The sequence below is a fragment of the Vibrio splendidus genome (assembly GCF_001557875.1).
Lineage (GTDB): Bacteria > Pseudomonadota > Gammaproteobacteria > Enterobacterales > Vibrionaceae > Vibrio > Vibrio splendidus_F.
Window position 1 is genome coordinate 137,924 of the sequence record NZ_LNRF01000009.1, and the last position, 17,045, is coordinate 154,968.

At 45.4% G+C, this 17,045-nt stretch carries 14 protein-coding genes; 8 read left to right on the top strand and 6 right to left on the bottom strand.

Translation table 11 applies throughout. The features are described 5' to 3' along the window. The first annotated feature begins 14 nt into the window (after positions 1-14). Positions 15-656 (top strand): DUF2959 domain-containing protein, encoded by a 642-nt coding sequence (locus ATB74_RS18635; protein ID WP_061019419.1) that lies wholly within the window; start codon positions 15-17, stop codon positions 654-656. 30 nt (positions 657-686) lie between these two features. Next, a complete protein-coding gene (locus tag ATB74_RS18640; protein ID WP_061019420.1) occupies positions 687-1,223 on the top strand; it encodes an AAA family ATPase in 537 nt (178 codons plus the stop codon). A 229-nt stretch (positions 1,224-1,452) separates the two neighbouring features. Here ATB74_RS18640 and typA read toward each other — a convergent pair whose 3' ends face one another. After that, positions 1,453-3,288 carry a translational GTPase TypA gene (gene typA, locus ATB74_RS18645; RefSeq protein WP_017059220.1) on the bottom strand — a complete coding sequence of 612 codons (1,836 nt, stop codon included), beginning with the start codon at positions 3,286-3,288 and terminating at the stop codon, positions 1,453-1,455. Positions 3,289-3,850: 562 nt separating this feature from the next. Here typA and glnA point away from each other — a divergent pair. The 5 genes from glnA (at position 3,851) to ATB74_RS18670 (ending at position 11,525) form a co-directional block, all read left to right on the top strand. Then, positions 3,851-5,260 carry a glutamate--ammonia ligase gene (glnA, locus tag ATB74_RS18650; protein WP_019826498.1) on the top strand — a complete coding sequence of 470 codons (1,410 nt, stop codon included), beginning with the start codon at positions 3,851-3,853 and terminating at the stop codon, positions 5,258-5,260. 233 nt (positions 5,261-5,493) lie between these two features. Further along, positions 5,494-6,063: a DUF4124 domain-containing protein gene (locus tag ATB74_RS18655; RefSeq protein ID WP_061019421.1), complete on the top strand. Its 570-nt coding sequence runs from the start codon at positions 5,494-5,496 to the stop codon at positions 6,061-6,063. A 168-nt stretch (positions 6,064-6,231) separates the two neighbouring features. Then, positions 6,232-7,308: a nitrogen regulation protein NR(II) gene (gene glnL, locus ATB74_RS18660; RefSeq protein ID WP_060983236.1), complete on the top strand. Its 1,077-nt coding sequence runs from the start codon at positions 6,232-6,234 to the stop codon at positions 7,306-7,308. 123 nt (positions 7,309-7,431) lie between these two features. After that, positions 7,432-8,835: a nitrogen regulation protein NR(I) gene (gene glnG / locus ATB74_RS18665; protein WP_061019422.1), complete on the top strand. Its 1,404-nt coding sequence runs from the start codon at positions 7,432-7,434 to the stop codon at positions 8,833-8,835. A gap of 107 nt (positions 8,836-8,942) precedes the next feature. Further along, positions 8,943-11,525, top strand: coding sequence for a bifunctional diguanylate cyclase/phosphodiesterase (locus ATB74_RS18670; protein ID WP_061019423.1), 2,583 nt, complete (start codon positions 8,943-8,945; stop codon positions 11,523-11,525). 83 nt (positions 11,526-11,608) lie between these two features. Here ATB74_RS18670 and hemN read toward each other — a convergent pair whose 3' ends face one another. The 5 genes from hemN to ATB74_RS18695 form a co-directional block, all read right to left on the bottom strand. Beyond that, on the bottom strand, positions 11,609-13,000 hold the full coding sequence (hemN, locus tag ATB74_RS18675) for an oxygen-independent coproporphyrinogen III oxidase (protein ID WP_061019424.1): 1,392 nt from the start codon (positions 12,998-13,000) through the stop codon (positions 11,609-11,611). Between the two features lie 363 nt (positions 13,001-13,363). Next, positions 13,364-13,852 (bottom strand): DUF2489 domain-containing protein, encoded by a 489-nt coding sequence (locus tag ATB74_RS18680; protein ID WP_060983240.1) that lies wholly within the window; start codon positions 13,850-13,852, stop codon positions 13,364-13,366. 6 nt (positions 13,853-13,858) lie between these two features. Next, on the bottom strand, positions 13,859-14,416 hold the full coding sequence (gene yihI, locus ATB74_RS18685) for a Der GTPase-activating protein YihI (protein ID WP_061019425.1): 558 nt from the start codon (positions 14,414-14,416) through the stop codon (positions 13,859-13,861). Beyond that, positions 14,416-15,054, bottom strand: a complete 639-nt coding sequence (locus tag ATB74_RS18690; protein WP_048612436.1) for a class I SAM-dependent methyltransferase — start codon at positions 15,052-15,054, stop codon at positions 14,416-14,418. Before ATB74_RS18690 ends, yihI begins: the two co-directional genes overlap by 1 nt. A 557-nt stretch (positions 15,055-15,611) precedes the next feature. Next, positions 15,612-16,229, bottom strand: a complete 618-nt coding sequence (locus tag ATB74_RS18695) for a c-type cytochrome (RefSeq protein WP_060983242.1) — start codon at positions 16,227-16,229, stop codon at positions 15,612-15,614. A 148-nt stretch (positions 16,230-16,377) separates the two neighbouring features. Between ATB74_RS18695 and yihA the strand changes: the two genes are divergently transcribed. Then, the gene (gene yihA, locus ATB74_RS18700) at positions 16,378-17,037 is read left to right on the top strand and encodes a ribosome biogenesis GTP-binding protein YihA/YsxC (RefSeq protein WP_017060162.1); all 660 of its coding nucleotides are present in this window, start codon (positions 16,378-16,380) and stop codon (positions 17,035-17,037) included. Positions 17,038-17,045 lie beyond the last annotated feature (8 nt).

A 17,045-nucleotide genomic window follows, 5' to 3' on the forward strand; every position in this document is an offset into this window, starting at 1 on the left:
TATAGGAAACAAGGATGCCTTATTTAATAGTTATAGTCCTCTCTATTTTTACTCTTACTGGATGCCAATCCGCTTATTACTCTGCAATGGAACAGGTGGGCTACCACAAGCGTGACATTATGGTCGATAGAGTGGAAGACGCTAAAGAGTCGCAGCAGGATGCTCAGGAAGAGTTTACCAGCGCACTTGAAGCCTTGGGTAGCCTGACTAATTTCAGTGGCGGCGACCTTGAAGACATGTACAACCAAATCAACGATAAATATCAAGACAGCGAGAAAGCCGCGCAAAATGTCAGTGATCGTATTGCTGCGATCGAAGATGTGTCAGATGCGCTGTTTGAAGAGTGGCAGAGTGAATTAGATCTCTACACCAGTGATTCACTACGCCGCTCGAGTGAGCGAAAGCTACGTGAAACCAAATCGTCTTACCAAACGATGCTGTCAGCAATGAAGCGCGCCGAGAAGAAAATGGATCCCGTGCTCAATACCCTTCGCGATAACACGCTTTACTTGAAGCACAACCTCAATGCGAGTGCTGTGGGTTCACTGCAGGGCGAATTTATGAGCTTAGAAAAAGACATCGCTTACGCGATCAAACAGATGAATGCTGCAATAGCAGAATCAGATAAGTTCCTAGCTCAGCTGAACCAGAAATAACATAATTAGAAACGCATTAGATAAGCCCGTATGAACCCAATCATTATTACTGGCGGCCCTGGCGCCGGAAAAACCACATTGATTAATGCCTTGGGTGGTGCGGGTTACCCCACCTTCTCAGAGTCCTCTCGCCAGTTAATAGAACAGCAAAGTCAGATTGAAGACGGTATCTTGCCTTGGGTAGACCTTCCCGGCTTTGCTGAGCTTTGTTTAGGTGTGATGGGCGAGCAAAAAGACCAAGCCAATCAACATCCAATTGCCTTTCTCGATCGTGCTATTCCGGACATTTGTGGCTATTTGGCGCAGGCTAAACTAGAGATAGATGCGACCTACCAAGAAGCAAGCCAAGGATATCACCCTCAAGTGTTGTTCTGCCGCCCTGAGGATTCGATCTATGTTCAAGATGAAGTACGCCCTTACCCATTTGAAGAAGCGTTAGAGATTCACCACGCGCTGGTCAACGTCTATCAAGAGCTGGGTTATGATGTGGTTGAAGTACCGTTTATGTCGGTAGATGAGCGAGTGCAGTTCGTTGAAAGTTACTTAGCAATAAAAACTGCTCTCTAACTTAGTGAGCATCTCTTGCCTACCGCCAATGCATATCGAAGAGAGATTCCAGATATTTCGTTCCTCAATTCTGGAATGACGATTCGATGAATAGATATGGTACATGCTCTTCGTATCTCGCATCTCGCTTACCCGTATCTAAGCTTACACCACATAAAACAAAAGCCCCGAGCAGCTAGGCTACTCGGGGCTTTCTTATCTACTTAGCTAGAAGCTAGTCAGTTGGCAATTAAGCCTTAGCTGGACGTGCTGCACGCTTACGTTCGTTTTCAGTAAGAAGCTTCTTACGGATACGAATGCTTACAGGCGTTACTTCTACTAGTTCGTCTTCGTCGATGAACTCAAGAGCTTGCTCTAGAGTGTGACGGATAGGTGGCGAAAGAACCTGTGCTTCATCAGTACCAGATGCACGAACGTTCGTTAGCTGCTTACCTTTCAGACAGTTTACTGTTAGGTCGTTTGAACGGTTATGAATACCGATGATTTGACCTTCGTATACTTCGTCTGCGTGCTCAGCAAATAGACGACCACGTTCTTGTAGGTTGAATAGTGCGTAAGTCAGAGCTTTACCAGTTGCGTTCGAGATTAGAACACCGTTGTTACGTTGACCGATTACGCCGCCTTTGTGAGGACCGTAGTGATCAAATGAGTGGTAAAGAAGACCTGAACCAGACGTTAGCGTTAGGAACTCAGTTTGGAAACCGATAAGACCACGAGAAGGCATCATGAAGTCCATGCGAACACGGCCTTTGCCATCTGGAGACATATCAGTTAGCTCACCTTTACGTAGACCGATGTTTTCCATGATGCCACCTTGGTGCTCTTCAAGCACGTCGATAGTCACAGTTTCAAACGGTTCAGTTAGGTTGCCATCTTCGTCTTTCTTGATGATAACTTCTGGACGAGATACAGCTAGCTCGAAACCTTCACGACGCATGTTTTCGATCAGGATAGATAGGTGAAGTTCACCACGACCTGAAACACGGAAACGATCTGGGTTATCAGTTTCTTCAACACGTAGTGCAACGTTGTGTACTAGTTCTTTCTCTAGACGCTCAAGGATGTTACGTGAAGTAACGAACTTACCTTCTTTACCCGCGAACGGAGAAGTGTTTACTTGGAACGTCATTGTTACTGTTGGTTCATCAACAGAAAGCGGAGTCATTGCTTCAACATTGTTTACGTCACAGATAGTGTCTGAAATTTTCAGCTCACCAAGACCAGTGATTGCAATGATGTCGCCAGCGTTAGCTTGCTCAACTTCGTGACGGTCAAGACCTAGGTAACCAAGAACTGTACCTACTTTACCGTTACGTTTTTTGCCTTCTGCATTTACGATAGTTACTTGTTGGTTTGGCTTAACAGAACCACGAGTAACACGAGCAACACCGATAACACCTACGTAAGAGCTGTAATCAAGTTGCGAAATTTGCATTTGTAGTGGACCGTCAAGGTCAACTGCAGGCGCGTCTACTGTATCAACAACAGCTTGGAACAATGGTTCCATGTTCTCGCCAGTTTCGCCTTCAGTCATTGTTGCCCAACCGTTTAGAGCTGAAGCGTAAACAACTGTGAAGTCTAGTTGCTCATCAGTAGCACCTAGGTTGTCGAAAAGGTCGAATACTTGATCCATAACCCAATCAGGACGAGCGCCTGGGCGGTCAATCTTGTTGATTACAACGATTGGCTTAAGACCGTGTGCGAATGCTTTTTGCGTTACGAAACGAGTTTGAGGCATTGGGCCATCAACTGCGTCAACGATAAGCAGAACAGAGTCAACCATAGACATGATACGCTCAACTTCACCACCGAAGTCCGCGTGTCCCGGAGTATCTACGATGTTGATGCGGTAATCATTCCAGTTGATTGCTGTGTTCTTAGCAAGAATGGTAATGCCACGCTCTTTTTCGATGTCATTCGAATCCATGACACGCTCTTCAGCTTCACCACGAGACTCAAGAGTGCCTGACTGTTGTAGCAGTTTATCAACCAAAGTCGTTTTACCGTGGTCAACGTGCGCGATGATCGCGATATTTCTTAACTTATCAATCTGTGGAGTAGACATGGATTCTCGATTCACTCATAAAAGTAGCCGTCACTTATCTCAAAAGTTTGGATAATAACCGCTAGCTTGATTTAAAAAACGGTCAATAATATACCAGATTCTAGACAAAAACCCAGAAATATGTGATCTGAACCGGGGCTTTTTTCTTTATTAGCGATTCATATCCGCTTAACTTTGATTCAGTACAGTGTTGAGCAGCCAAATTCGTAGGACTCTAAAAAAGCATCACCTGCGAGTGGCGAGTCAAATCTCCCGCTAAATAACAAAAGTGGATTGACAACTTAGGCAATTCATTGCTGAATGGTGCTCGCTTATGTCTCATATTGGTGCACAGACAACCGATTGCACCAACAATGTGCAATCAGAGATCATTTTGGTGCAAAAACCAGATTAAGCAAAATCGAAAAACAAGTAAATCATTGAAATTAATGGAATAATTTTTTTGGCACGTTTTTGGCAATAGATAAATCAGCATCGATTAATGCACTTATAGACATTAATCAATGCTAGTTTCAACCGAATCGAGCTAATACCGAATTAATAACACTGGAGGTTATCCAAGATGTCAGTAGAAAATGTACTATCCCTGATCCAAGAGAACGAAGTTAAATTTATCGACTTACGTTTTACTGATACAAAAGGTAAAGAGCAGCATATCTCTATTCCTTCTCACCAAGTTGATGCAGACTTCTTCGAAGAGGGCAAAATGTTTGACGGCTCTTCAGTAGCTGGTTGGAAAGGCATTAACGAATCTGACATGGTAATGATGCCAGACGCAGCATCTGCTGTACTGGACCCATTCACAGAAGACGCAACGCTAAACATCCGTTGTGACATCCTTGAGCCTGCAACAATGCAAGGCTACGACCGTGACCCACGCTCTATCGCTAAACGTTCTGAAGAGTACCTACGTTCTACAGGTATCGCAGACACAGTTCTAGTTGGTCCAGAGCCAGAATTCTTCCTATTTGACGACGTTAAGTTCTCAAACGACATGTCTGGTTCTTTCTTCAAGATTGATGACGTAGAAGCAGCTTGGAACACAGGTTCTGACATCGAAGGCGGTAACAAAGGTCACCGTCCTGGCGTTAAAGGCGGTTACTTCCCAGTAGCTCCTGTAGATTCATCTCAAGACATCCGTTCAGCAATGTGTCTAGTAATGGAAGAGATGGGCCTAGTAGTTGAAGCTCACCACCACGAAGTAGCAACTGCGGGTCAAAACGAAATCGCAACTCGCTTCAACACGCTAACAGCGAAAGCTGATGAAACTCAAATCTACAAGTACGTTGTACACAACGTTGCTCACGCATTTGGTAAAACAGCGACATTCATGCCTAAGCCACTAGTTGGTGACAACGGTTCTGGTATGCACGTTCACCAATCTCTAGCAAAAGATGGCGTTAACCTGTTTGCTGGTGATAAGTACGGCGGCCTATCTGAAATGGCGCTTTACTACATCGGTGGTGTAATCAAACACGCTCGTGCAATCAACGCGTTTGCTAACCCATCAACTAACTCGTACAAGCGTCTTGTACCTGGTTTCGAAGCACCTGTAATGCTTGCTTACTCAGCACGTAACCGTTCTGCTTCTATCCGTATCCCAGTAGTACCAAGCCCTAAAGCTCGTCGTATCGAGCTACGTTTTGGTGACCCAGCAGCTAACCCATACCTATGCTACTCAGCAATGCTTATGGCTGGCCTTGACGGCATCAAGAACAAGATTCACCCAGGCGAAGCTATGGATAAAGATCTATACGACCTTCCTGCAGAAGAAGCAGCTGAAATCCCAACAGTTGCAGAATCTCTACAAGAAGCTCTAGCTGCGCTTAGCGAAGACCGTGAGTTCCTAACAGCTGGCGGCGTATTCTCTGACGATTTCATCGATTCTTACATCACTCTGAAATCTGACGACGTACAACGCGTGAACATGGCTACACACCCACTTGAGTTTGAACTGTACTACTCAGTTTAATCTCCAGTAGAGATAAGCTATTTCTTACTGCAATCTTGTAAGAATCGCTAACTAAATATTAGGCTCGCCTCGCAGGCGGGCCTTTTTTATATTCTCCCAACCTCACCTTCTTCGTAACATGCCTTAGATAATAGACAAAAGTCCCCAGAGGCTGTCGATCTAAATACAATAAAATCAATAACAAAACCAACGCCAAACGTGAAATCACCTAGCGGTGAAAAGAGGCTAAAGATATGAAAAACATACTGTTCCTGATCGGGTTAACAGTCGCGCTCTCGTGCTCTGCTCAAACGGTGTATACCTGGGTAGATGAGGATGGCGTGCTCCACTTTAGTGATAACCCTAGCGCTCAAGATGCCGAGGCTCTTCGCCTGCCAGATGTGCAAGCTTCAGCACCCGCCCCTAAATTTGAGGCCTCGACTCCGGTTGACGCCGCAGCTTCACCTGCAACTAAAACGGCAACGCCAGCTAAAACTCAGGCAGAAACAGAAACCACAAAGCGTGAGGTTCCCACTCAATTAGCCCTCACCATGCTGACTCCAGTTCATGATCAAACCATTCGTAGCAACCGCGGCTTAATCCCAATTCAGATAGATCTCAACCGAAAACTTGGTATTGGTGAGCAGTTACAATTGATGCTTGATGGCCGTCGTTATGGCGCCCCACAGACCCAACCTATTTGGGAATTAAAAGGGATCGATCGAGGTACTCACACCATTGCAATTCAAGCACATAGAAGCGGCAAGCTTATTGCATCTACTAGTCCAGTCACCGTGTATTTACATCGAGCGACGCTCAAGTAGGCCAATGTGTGAAAAGAGACTGAATTACCTCTACTTTTCACCAAATCGAAGCAGCTTTCAGCGACTCTAATGAATTATCTTTAGCTTCTGGTTGATATGCGCCATACTTGAACTTAGCTACGCACCAATTTGGTGCAGTGAAAAAAACACCAGTTCAAGGACGAAATAGTGAATCGATCAGCCAAAAGCGACAGCATAGATACACATCATCTTTCCAGCGCCATTCTCGACAATATGGTGACTTCGACATTGATGCTCGATGAGCAGCTGTATGTCCGATACGCCAATCCGGCGGCTGAACAACTCTTTTCACAGAGCGCGCGACGCATCGTTGATCATCCACTGAGTCAACTTATCCAACACGCGTCACTTGATTTGGCACTGCTGACGCAACCGCTACAAAGTGGCCAGAGTATTACCGACAGTGACGTGACCTTTGTGGTTGATAACCGCCCTCTAATGCTTGAGGTAACGGTTAGCCCAATCTCTTGGCAGCGAGAGACGCTGTTATTGGTTGAGATGCGCAAGATCGACCAGCAAAGACGTCTTAGCCAAGAGCTCAACCAACACGCACAGCAACAGGCAGCTAAACTGCTGGTACGCGGGTTAGCACATGAGATCAAGAACCCATTGGGCGGCTTAAGAGGTGCAGCACAGTTACTTGGCAAGATGCTTCCTGATCAGTCTCTTAATGAATATACCCAGATCATTATTGAACAAGCCGACCGCCTAAGAGCTTTAGTCGACCGCCTGCTTGGCCCGCAGAAGCCGGGAACCAAGTCAGAAGAAAACCTCCACCAGATACTTGAGAAAGTAAGACAGCTCGTAGAACTTGAGTCGGGCTCAGCACTGACTATCGAAAGAGACTATGACCCTAGCCTACCGCCAATTTTGATGGATTCTGCACAGGTTGAACAAGCGATGCTCAACATCGTGAGCAATGCAGCACAGATTCTAAAAAACCAAGAATCAGGAAAAATCACCATTCGCACCAGAACGGTGCATCAAGCCAACATTCATGGTCAGAGACACAAACTCGCCGCTCGTATTGAGATCAGCGATAACGGCCCGGGCATCCCTGATGATTTAAAAGACACCCTATTTTACCCAATGGTCAGCGGGCGAGAAGGTGGCACAGGGCTGGGGTTATCGATTTCTCAAAACCTAATCGATCAACACAATGGGAAAATTGATGTTGAAAGCTGGCCGGGCAATACCACATTCACGATTTATCTACCAATTTAGGTCAACAGAGCCTCGCTATTGGACAGTGAGATGAAAGGCTTAACTCGGTAGCACAAAGAATTAGAGACATCATAAAAACAACAATGATTATCACAATAGATTTGGCTGCAAAGGAATTGAATTATGAGTAAGGGATACGTTTGGGTCGTCGATGACGACAGCTCTATCCGCTGGGTAGTAGAAAAAACACTTTCATCTGCGGATATAAAGTGTGAAACATTCGCTGATGCTGAGAGCGTATTACTTGCTCTGGAGCGCGAAACACCAGACGTATTGGTGTCTGATATTCGCATGCCCGGCATTGACGGGATTGAACTGCTGCATCAGGTTCATCAACGCTCCCCTGACCTACCCGTGATTATCATGACCGCGCACTCAGACCTTGATGCTGCGGTGAATGCTTATCAAAAAGGCGCCTTTGAATATCTACCAAAGCCGTTCGATATTGATGAGACACTGACTCTAGTGGAGCGAGCGATCGCGCACAGCCAAGAACAGAAACGTGAGCAAGCCAGTGAAGTAGCCGAAGATACCAACGCTCCTGAAATCATCGGTGAAGCGCCGGCAATGCAAGAGGTTTTCCGTGCTATTGGCCGTTTGTCTCGCTCATCCATATCCGTACTGATCAATGGTGAATCGGGTACCGGTAAAGAATTGGTCGCTCACGCTCTGCACCGTCACAGCCCAAGAGCCAAGAAACCCTTCATTGCCTTGAACATGGCGGCAATTCCCAAGGATCTGATCGAATCTGAGTTGTTTGGCCACGAGAAAGGCGCCTTTACCGGAGCCAACAGCGTTCGCCAAGGACGTTTCGAACAAGCCAACGGCGGCACGCTTTTTCTTGATGAGATCGGCGACATGCCACTCGATATTCAGACTCGCTTGCTACGTGTACTTTCTGATGGTCAGTTTTATCGTGTGGGTGGACACTCTGCGGTGAAGGTTGACGTGCGCATCGTTGCCGCAACCCACCAAGACCTTGAACGATTGGTGCATGAAGGCGACTTCCGTGAAGACCTTTTCCACCGACTCAACGTTATCCGAATTCATATCCCGGCACTTCGCGAACGTAAACAAGACATTGAAAAGCTCACACATCACTTCCTCGCATCCGCCGCCGAAGAGCTCGGTGTTGAAATGAAGACACTGCATCCTGAGACCATTTTGAAGCTCAACCAGCTCAATTGGCCGGGTAATGTGCGTCAGCTAGAGAACATTTGTCGTTGGCTCACCGTGATGGCGAGCGGCAGCGAAATTCTTCCTTCAGACCTACCACCAGAGCTGCTAGAAGAAAAAGTGGTGACAACCTCAGGGGGTGGAGATAACTGGCAACAACTGCTCGCTAATTGGGCGAAGTGTGCGCTTGATTCAGGAGAAAAAGAACTGCTGACTTATGCGCTACCAGAGTTTGAACGTATACTACTTGAGGCTGCACTCAACCATACTAATGGTCACAAACAAGATGCAGCCAAGGTTTTAGGTTGGGGAAGAAACACCCTAACTCGCAAGCTTAAAGAGCTGTACTGACCTAATATGACTCTCGATGCAGCTACTTTTTAACCAAAAAAGTGTCGCTTGGTTTGAATAGTGTCGGTACAATTACAGTACACTATTCACCAAAGTTGTAGCTAAAGATGTCTTTGAAAACACAAATTACCTTGAGAACCGCAGTGGTTCTGCCATTCGTGATGATTTTTCTATTCACTATGGGCGTAATGGTTTTTACTCAAAAGCAAAGCTACAAAGAGATGGTGAGTGATGTTAGTGCACGCCAGCTAACATCACTTACTGATCACGTTCACCAAAGCCTGTCCAATTTTTTAGAAAAGCCATTTCACGCGAACCTCTCGCTCAGCCATAACATCGGCTACCACCATCTTTATCAGCCCGGTAATCTCAGCAAGGTTCAAGACTATATTTTTTATACGTTTTCAGACCATTACACAGCTGTGCCTCAACTCGATGTGATCGGCTTTGGCTCTGAAGACGGTAACTACGTCGGTTTCCGCAAAGAAGCCAACAAGGGCTACACCTTGATGGTGCAAGACGAACGCACTAATGATCAGTTGGTCATTTACCGTGGCAGTAAGATTAGTGAAGACATTCGATCGGTGATTTCAGGTTACGATCCTAGAATTCGTCCTTGGTACACACCCGTTGCGACACAGAAAAAACCGTTATGGTCACCAATTTATGCCAATGCTGACGAACGTCAAGAAATCACCTTATCTGCTCTCGCGCCTATCTATGATGATAATGAATTCAAAGCCGTCGTCGTCAGCGACATCAAAATCAATACCTTCAATGCGTTTCTCAGAAAGCTCAAAGATAGAACGGATGCCTCTGTTTACATCATCGATAAGCAGCAACGCTTGGTCGCGCACTCAGGTGGAGGCAGTGTCGTTTCATGGGGCACAGGACAAACCAACAAAGGGCAACGCAAACTAGCAACAGAGAGTGCTAACCCAGTCATACGTGAGAGTGCTAGCTACGTAGACCAATTCCACCTAATCGATAATTTGGGCGAGCAGCGCTTTAGCTTCAGCCTAGACAACGAACGATATTTCAACCAAATCACCCCTTACGAAGATGAACATGGCCTCACGTGGTTTATTGGGGTATCGATCCCTGAAAGCAATCTGCTCGGTGAGTTGCCAGAAAACCAAAGAAACAGTTGGTTACTCGGGCTAGCACTGAGTTGCATTGGGGTCATTGCAGGGTTAATTGCCTTTAATCGCGTAACCCAACCCATTACCTCGACAGCAGATGCGGCAAAGCGTCTTGCTAAGGGCGATTGGGACACGAGCATGCCAAAGACTGGGCATATCTATGAAACCAGTATGTTGGTGGAGTCATTCAATGAAATGGCCAGCAACTTAAAGGCCTCGTTTCACGCATTACAGTCTCAGCTTACCTATGACTCACTTACCAAACTATACAGCCGTGAAGGCTTTATTGATGCTGCCAAGAAACACCCCGACAACGAAAAAGGCACGCTGTATTTGATTGGTATTGATCGCTTCCGAGACATCAATGACAGCCTAGGTCATTACAATGGTGACCAACTGCTTATCATTGCGGCAGCTCGTTTAAGGGGCACACTGCCATCCGAATACCTACTGGCTCGTACTGGTGGTGATGAGTTTGCCATCTACGCACCAAACGTTACGCGAAGCGATGATGTTCAGCTACTGACTAATCGCTTACTTCAAACCTTCGCTTCCCCATTTTCTATGGAATCGGAAAGCGTGGTGATCAAGGTATCGATGGGGATAGTCAATGTCTCGAATCTCCACGACATTACACTCCTGCTACGCAGCAGCAGCATTGCACTGAGCAACGCGAAACAAGACAAAACCAGTGTCAGTATTTACAGCCCGGAGATGGGCCAAGCATCGAGATATCGCACCAAGATGCTAGCTCGGATGAACCGAGCGATTGAGCTTCAACAATTCGAACCGTTTTATCAGCCTATTATTGATCTGGAATCTGGCTCAACCATAGGTGCAGAAGCTTTAGCTCGTTGGATAACCGATGAAGGGGTGATCTCTCCGCTCGAGTTCATTCCTCTCGCGGAAGAGAGCGGGCTCATTTACGATATCGGAAAACAGATTCTGCATAAGTCCTGTCGAGATACAGCGATCGCGATTGAGTCAGGAAAGTGGAGCAAAGACTTCTCGATTCACGTCAATCTATCGGTCGATCAACTAAGCGAAAGTGGCTTTGTCGAACAAGTTAAAGGCACGCTACGTGACACCAAGCTTCCAGCAGGCAACCTGACACTAGAGATCACGGAGTCACGCATCGTCGATAATGACCCGACCATCATCGACAATATGCTGACGCTAAAAGCACTCGGTATCTCAATTGCGATTGATGACTTTGGCACTGGCTACTCATCCCTAGCCTATCTGCAAAAACTGCCATTTGACTGCTTAAAGATCGATCGCAGCTTCGTCAGCAAGCTCGAAAAAGAGAACCTAGACAGCTCCATTGTCGCGGCCATCGTTAACATCACTAAGGGTTTCAAAGTAAGCTTGGTGGCAGAAGGCGTTGAAACACAGCAACAGGCTGAACTCCTCAAGCAGCTGCAGTGCCCACTTGCTCAAGGATTCTTATACAGCCGTCCAGTTCCGTTTGACCAATGGCCTACCGACCTCAGCAACTCCAAGCAAAGTGCCACGGTCAAACAAAATACCAAACAGAGCCTCAACTAAGTCACGCAGAAATCGAATGAGTCAGATACAAAAATGCCAGCATAACGCTGGCATTTTTTATTGTTCTATTCTCTATCGAGCGATTAGATAACGCGAGAGAATTGCTGCTGGCGAGCCTTGGCACGTAGGTATTTATCAAAACACATACAGATGTTACGGATCAGCAAACGGCCACGCAGAGTAACGCGGATTTCTTTATCATCGACTTCAACCAAATCGTCGTTGATAAAGGTTTGTAGAAGCTCTAAATCTTCTTTGAAGTAGCGACTAAAGTTAACCGAGAACTCAGATTCGATCATGGTCTTATCAAGCTTAAAGTTACAGATAAGCTGCTTGATCACCTCACGACGTAGAAGGTCGTCACTGTCTAGTGCCACTCCTTTCCAAAGTGCATGGCGCAGGTCATTCACCTGAGCGTAGTACTTCTTCAGCTCTTTTTGGTTTTGTGCGTAAGCATCACCCACCATAGAGATAGCAGAAACACCGAAGCCAATTAGGTCAGCTTCACCTTGGGTGGTGTAGCCTTGGAAGTTACGATGCAGAATGCCTTCACGCTGGGCAACCGCTAGCTCATCTTCAGGTAGAGCAAAGTGGTCCATACCGATGAACTGGTAACCCGCCCCCGTTAGCGTCTCGATGGTATCTTGTAAGATAGCCATTTTCTCTTTCGCTTCAGGTAAGTCTTCGTCTTTAATCTTACGCTGCGCCGCAAACAGCTGAGGCATGTGTGCGTAGTTAAATACCGATAAACGACCTGGTTTCATCTCTAGCACTTGTTTCAATGTTTCAGCAAACAAAGCTTGAGTCTGCTTTGGTAGGCCGTAAATCAAATCAAGGTTAGTCGAGCGGAAGCCTAGCTCTTTCGCTCGTTGAACCATCGCAATGATGAACTCTTCATCTTGCTCACGGTTAACCAGCTTCTGTACTTCTTTATTGAAGTCTTGAACACCAATACTCAGGCGGTTGAAGCCTTCGCTACGTAGGTGGTCGAGTACGTCTAGCTCAATCTCACGCGGGTCAACTTCGATACTGATTTCAGCGTCAGCGGTGAAGTTAAATTCCTCACGCAGAATCATCATCAAGCGAGTGATTTGTGTTTTGGTCAAAAACGTTGGCGTACCACCACCGAAGTGCAATTGAGTCACTTCACGACCATTCAATAAAGAGGCGCGTTGGCGGATTTCATGTTCAATCACATCAAGGTACTCATCCGCTTTATGCGAGTGACGAGTAATGACTTTATTACAACCACAGTAGTAACAAAGCTTGTGACAGAATGGGATATGCACGTAAAGAGAGAGTGGACGCTCAGGATATTGAGTACACGCCATGTCGTAATCAGCGACGGTAAACGCTTCATGAAACTCCAACGCAGTTGGGTATGAGGTGTAACGAGGTCCCGAATAGTTGTACTTGTTTAAGATCTCTTGATCCCAAACGATTTGCTGATTCGTTGTTACTGGCTTGCTCGACATAGCGGTATTTCCAATTTAGATCCGCGAGAACCTAAGGTCTCTCAAATCATTTTACATACATTAAAATATAGACGGGTTATTTTGCCACACGACCAGTAAGGTCGTTCTAAGACAAAATCAATTTTTCAGACAAAAACTCAGAACTGCTAGCTTGATCACTAACAAAGCGTCGGGATTAACGAGACGCAAAAGGTAAGAAGGCTCATTTAACACTATCTGTTAAAGACAAATCGCACTAAAGACAATGAGTCTTAAAAGCTGTATGTCTCAAAAGCAGCGCGTCTTAAAAACTGCGCGTCTTGAGAACTGCGCGTTTTGAGAACTAAATGTTAAACAAGCCTCTATATTAAATAGTCTTAGTGACTAGATCATCTGAATGTTGATTTGATTGTTGAGTGGTTTAACCTTCTCCTGCAATCTTTTCAAATCCTCGATGACCGCATCATTCAAGCGAGTCTCTGCCTTATGGCGTGTGAGATTCTGCTGCATGCGTTCTTTCTTGGTCAGTTCCTGCCTTTCATCTCCGCGAGCCATATCTTTTACGATGTGGTACAGCTCAGAAAGAGCAGGATACTCAGAATCAAAATCGACGCGCTCATCACCCTGCACATTATCCATAATGATACACACTCGGATACTGATCTCAGGTAAGTCACATTGCCCTTGAATACCCGCTAAGCACAAAGTATTTACGTTTTCGTAAATCGTCGCGTTACGTTTTTCAATGGCTAGTGCTTGATGCTGCTTTTGCAACTCCGTCTGCTTCTTCACTTGAAGTAGAAGGTAACCTGCGTAAGAGCCCAAGCCGAGAATGATAATTCCACCAGCAATTGCTAATAAGGTTACGTTCATTGGCTATTAACCTTTAAAGCTGTCTAAATCGAAATCTTCGAATTGAGATAGCAAGTCTTCGTCAGAGCTCGCTTTCTTCTTAGATGCAACCGGTGCTTCTTCGAAGGTCTCTTCTTCATCGTCTTCTGGCTCTAGTAGACCTAAGCGGCCCATTAGGTGTTCGATACGATCAAGTTTCTCATCAACAAACTTCTGTAGACCAGCACCTAGGTTTTCACCATTTTCGATACGATCTAGCAATGTGTTCAGTTGAGCATCATTCTCAAGCATTTCTAACTCTTGTTCGTTAGATAGCTTGCGCTCTTGTTTAGTCGGCTTCTTCACTGGTTCAACGATCAGCGGGATTTTTTTCTTGCTGCCTAAACGAGGGTCACGAGCTTGTGCAGCTTTACGCTGTTTTGCTTCGCTACCATCTGAGTGACGGCTGCCAGACTTAAGGCCTTTACGTTTTTTAACACGCTTACGTTCACGACCTTCAACATCAGATTCACTACGGTTACGAGTAACCATAGGTTCCGGAGCGCCAAGTGCTCCCGGTTTTCTTGATTTCTTACTACGACCCATTACTGCACTTTCCTCAGTAAAATTACATCATTTCCAAAAAATTCTAGTTCGAGCTTATCCCGCTCTGCCAAAAACTGGAATGTTTGACGACTAAAGAAGACGACATGTGTCGGGTCATTCTTGTAGTGCCAACCAGCAAACGCATCTACGTCTATTACTAGTTTAGTCATAAGACCAATCCAGCCCTTGGGTTTAACTAAATTCAACCATTGCTGCCACACTTTGTCTGGGTGATAAAGATGCTCTATCACCTCCGTGGCAGTCATAAAGTCATACGTTTTTTCCAACACAGAGGTATCTGGGTGGTAATAGATATCGTACAACTCCATGGTGTGTCCGGCTTCTTCTAACATAATAGATAGCGTAGGGCCTGGGCCACAACCAAAATCTAACCCTTGTGAGTTAGATGAAATTTTGTCTGTTAGTGGATCCGCAATGCGAGATAAAAAGCGGCGATAGCCTGCATCACTAGGATCGTTCTCATGGAGATCATAGTGTGCTTTTTCTTCTTTTGCTTCTAACCTTTGTTCAGGTTTAACAAATACCAGTTCACATTGCTGACACTGCAGATAGGCTCTGCGTTTGTCTTCAAAATAGTGATTCACGCCTTGGTGATGGCATAAGGGACAAGTATACATAGCACATCCTTAAACAGGGATGCGAAACATACCAGAAACTGAGTTTATAGTGGAGTGGTATTGGGTGTTTTTTCATCAAATCAATAAAAAAAGCGATAGGAAAACCTATCGCTCTCTAAATCTGCCTATATCGGCCAAAATTTGCATACTCAACTTGGTACACAAATCTCCATTTGTTATTGGTGCTTTCCATGCCAAATTTGTTTGTTGTTCATCGTCCTGATGAGTTTTGGCTATCCTTTTCTAACACCTTGTTGCTGGGCTGTCCTAGCCTGATCCATTTCTGTCTATACCGTTAGACTAGATGATCATCCATATCTAAGTCAGCTCCTAGCTGATGGCCGTTACTTTACCCGGTTACAAAAAGACTACAAGAGTGCGACTTCACACTTTTGTACACAAATCGATCACACATTGATAAATCAGACACAAGCGTATAATTCATTAATAAAACCAATACAAAAGAAAACGCCCCGATCATTACTGACCGGGGCGTCTCTTCAATCTCGCTCGAGCGTACATTCCTTGACTCTGGCTAAGAGCAAGAAACCGACAAATTAGTGTAAACCACCAACGTACTTCGATAAGGTATCAATTTCTGCGTCTGTTAACTTTTTAGCTACATCACGCATCATCGCATTCATGTCGTTATTACGGCTACCATCGCGGAATTTCTCAAGTTGAGCCTTGATGTAATCTGCGTGTTGGCCTGAAATCTTAGGGAAACCAGAAAGTTCGGTACCATTACCACGAGGGCCGTGACAAGCAATACATGCCGTTACGCCGCGTTCTGCGTTACCCGCTGTGTAAAGAACCTTACCTTCATCTACTACATTTTCAGGAGTAGAGTTACTAGAGATAGGTAGCGATGCGTAGTATGCCGCTAGGTCAGCCATATCTTCTTCAGATAAAGGCATCGCCATTGCACCCATTACAGGTTCATAACGACCTTGCTTACCACCACTCGTCATACCTAGCTTAAGCTCTTTTAACTGCTTATCTAGGTACTTCTCGTGTTGACCAGCCAGCTTAGGGTACTGAGTGATCAGACTGTTGCCGTCAGCACCGTGGCAGGCAACACATGTTTGTGATTTGGCTTTACCAGCTTCAATACTACCTTGAGCCCATACTGAGCAGCTGGCTAAAAGACTCAAAATTAGCGCTAATTTCTTCATGACATTCCATTATAATTATCAAGCTTCCAGTACCACTCTATGTTGCCACTCATGGTACAATAGGCGACCTTATGCCGAGCACGGTTATTTTACACAAATTCACAAAAAAGTAATCAATCGACTACACAAAGTCGAGATGGAGTTAACAGTGAGCGTAAAAATTCATTATCAAAACACGCATTTCATTACCAGTGCACCTGATATTCGTCATTTACCAGAAGACGAAGGGATCGAAATTGCGTTTGCAGGACGCTCCAATGCTGGTAAATCTAGCGCGCTAAATCGCGTTACAAACCAAAAAAGCTTGGCGAAAACCAGTAAAACACCCGGTCGAACTCAGCTAATTAACCTATTTAAGGTAACGGACGGTTGTCATATCGTCGATTTACCTGGATATGGCTTTGCTCAAGTACCACTTGAGATGAAGAAAAAATGGCAGAAATCGCTAGGTGAATACCTACAACGACGTGAAAGCCTGAAAGGTTTAGTGGTACTGATGGATATCCGTCACCCAATGAAAGACCTTGACCAACAAATGATCTACTGGGCTATCGATAGCCGTATCCCAGTACAAGTTTTGTTAACAAAAGCAGACAAACTGAAAAGTGGCGCGCGTAAAGCACAGCTACTGAAAATTCGTAACGATGCAAAATCTTTCGGTGGTGATGTGGCGGTTGATGTCTTCTCTTCAATGAAGGGCATCGGCGTTGACCAACTACGTGCCAAAATGGATGAGTGGTTTGCCCCAGCACTTGCTGATCAAATCATTGATGAGTTAGCGGACGAAGAGCACAACGACTCAGAGTAGTTCCTCTA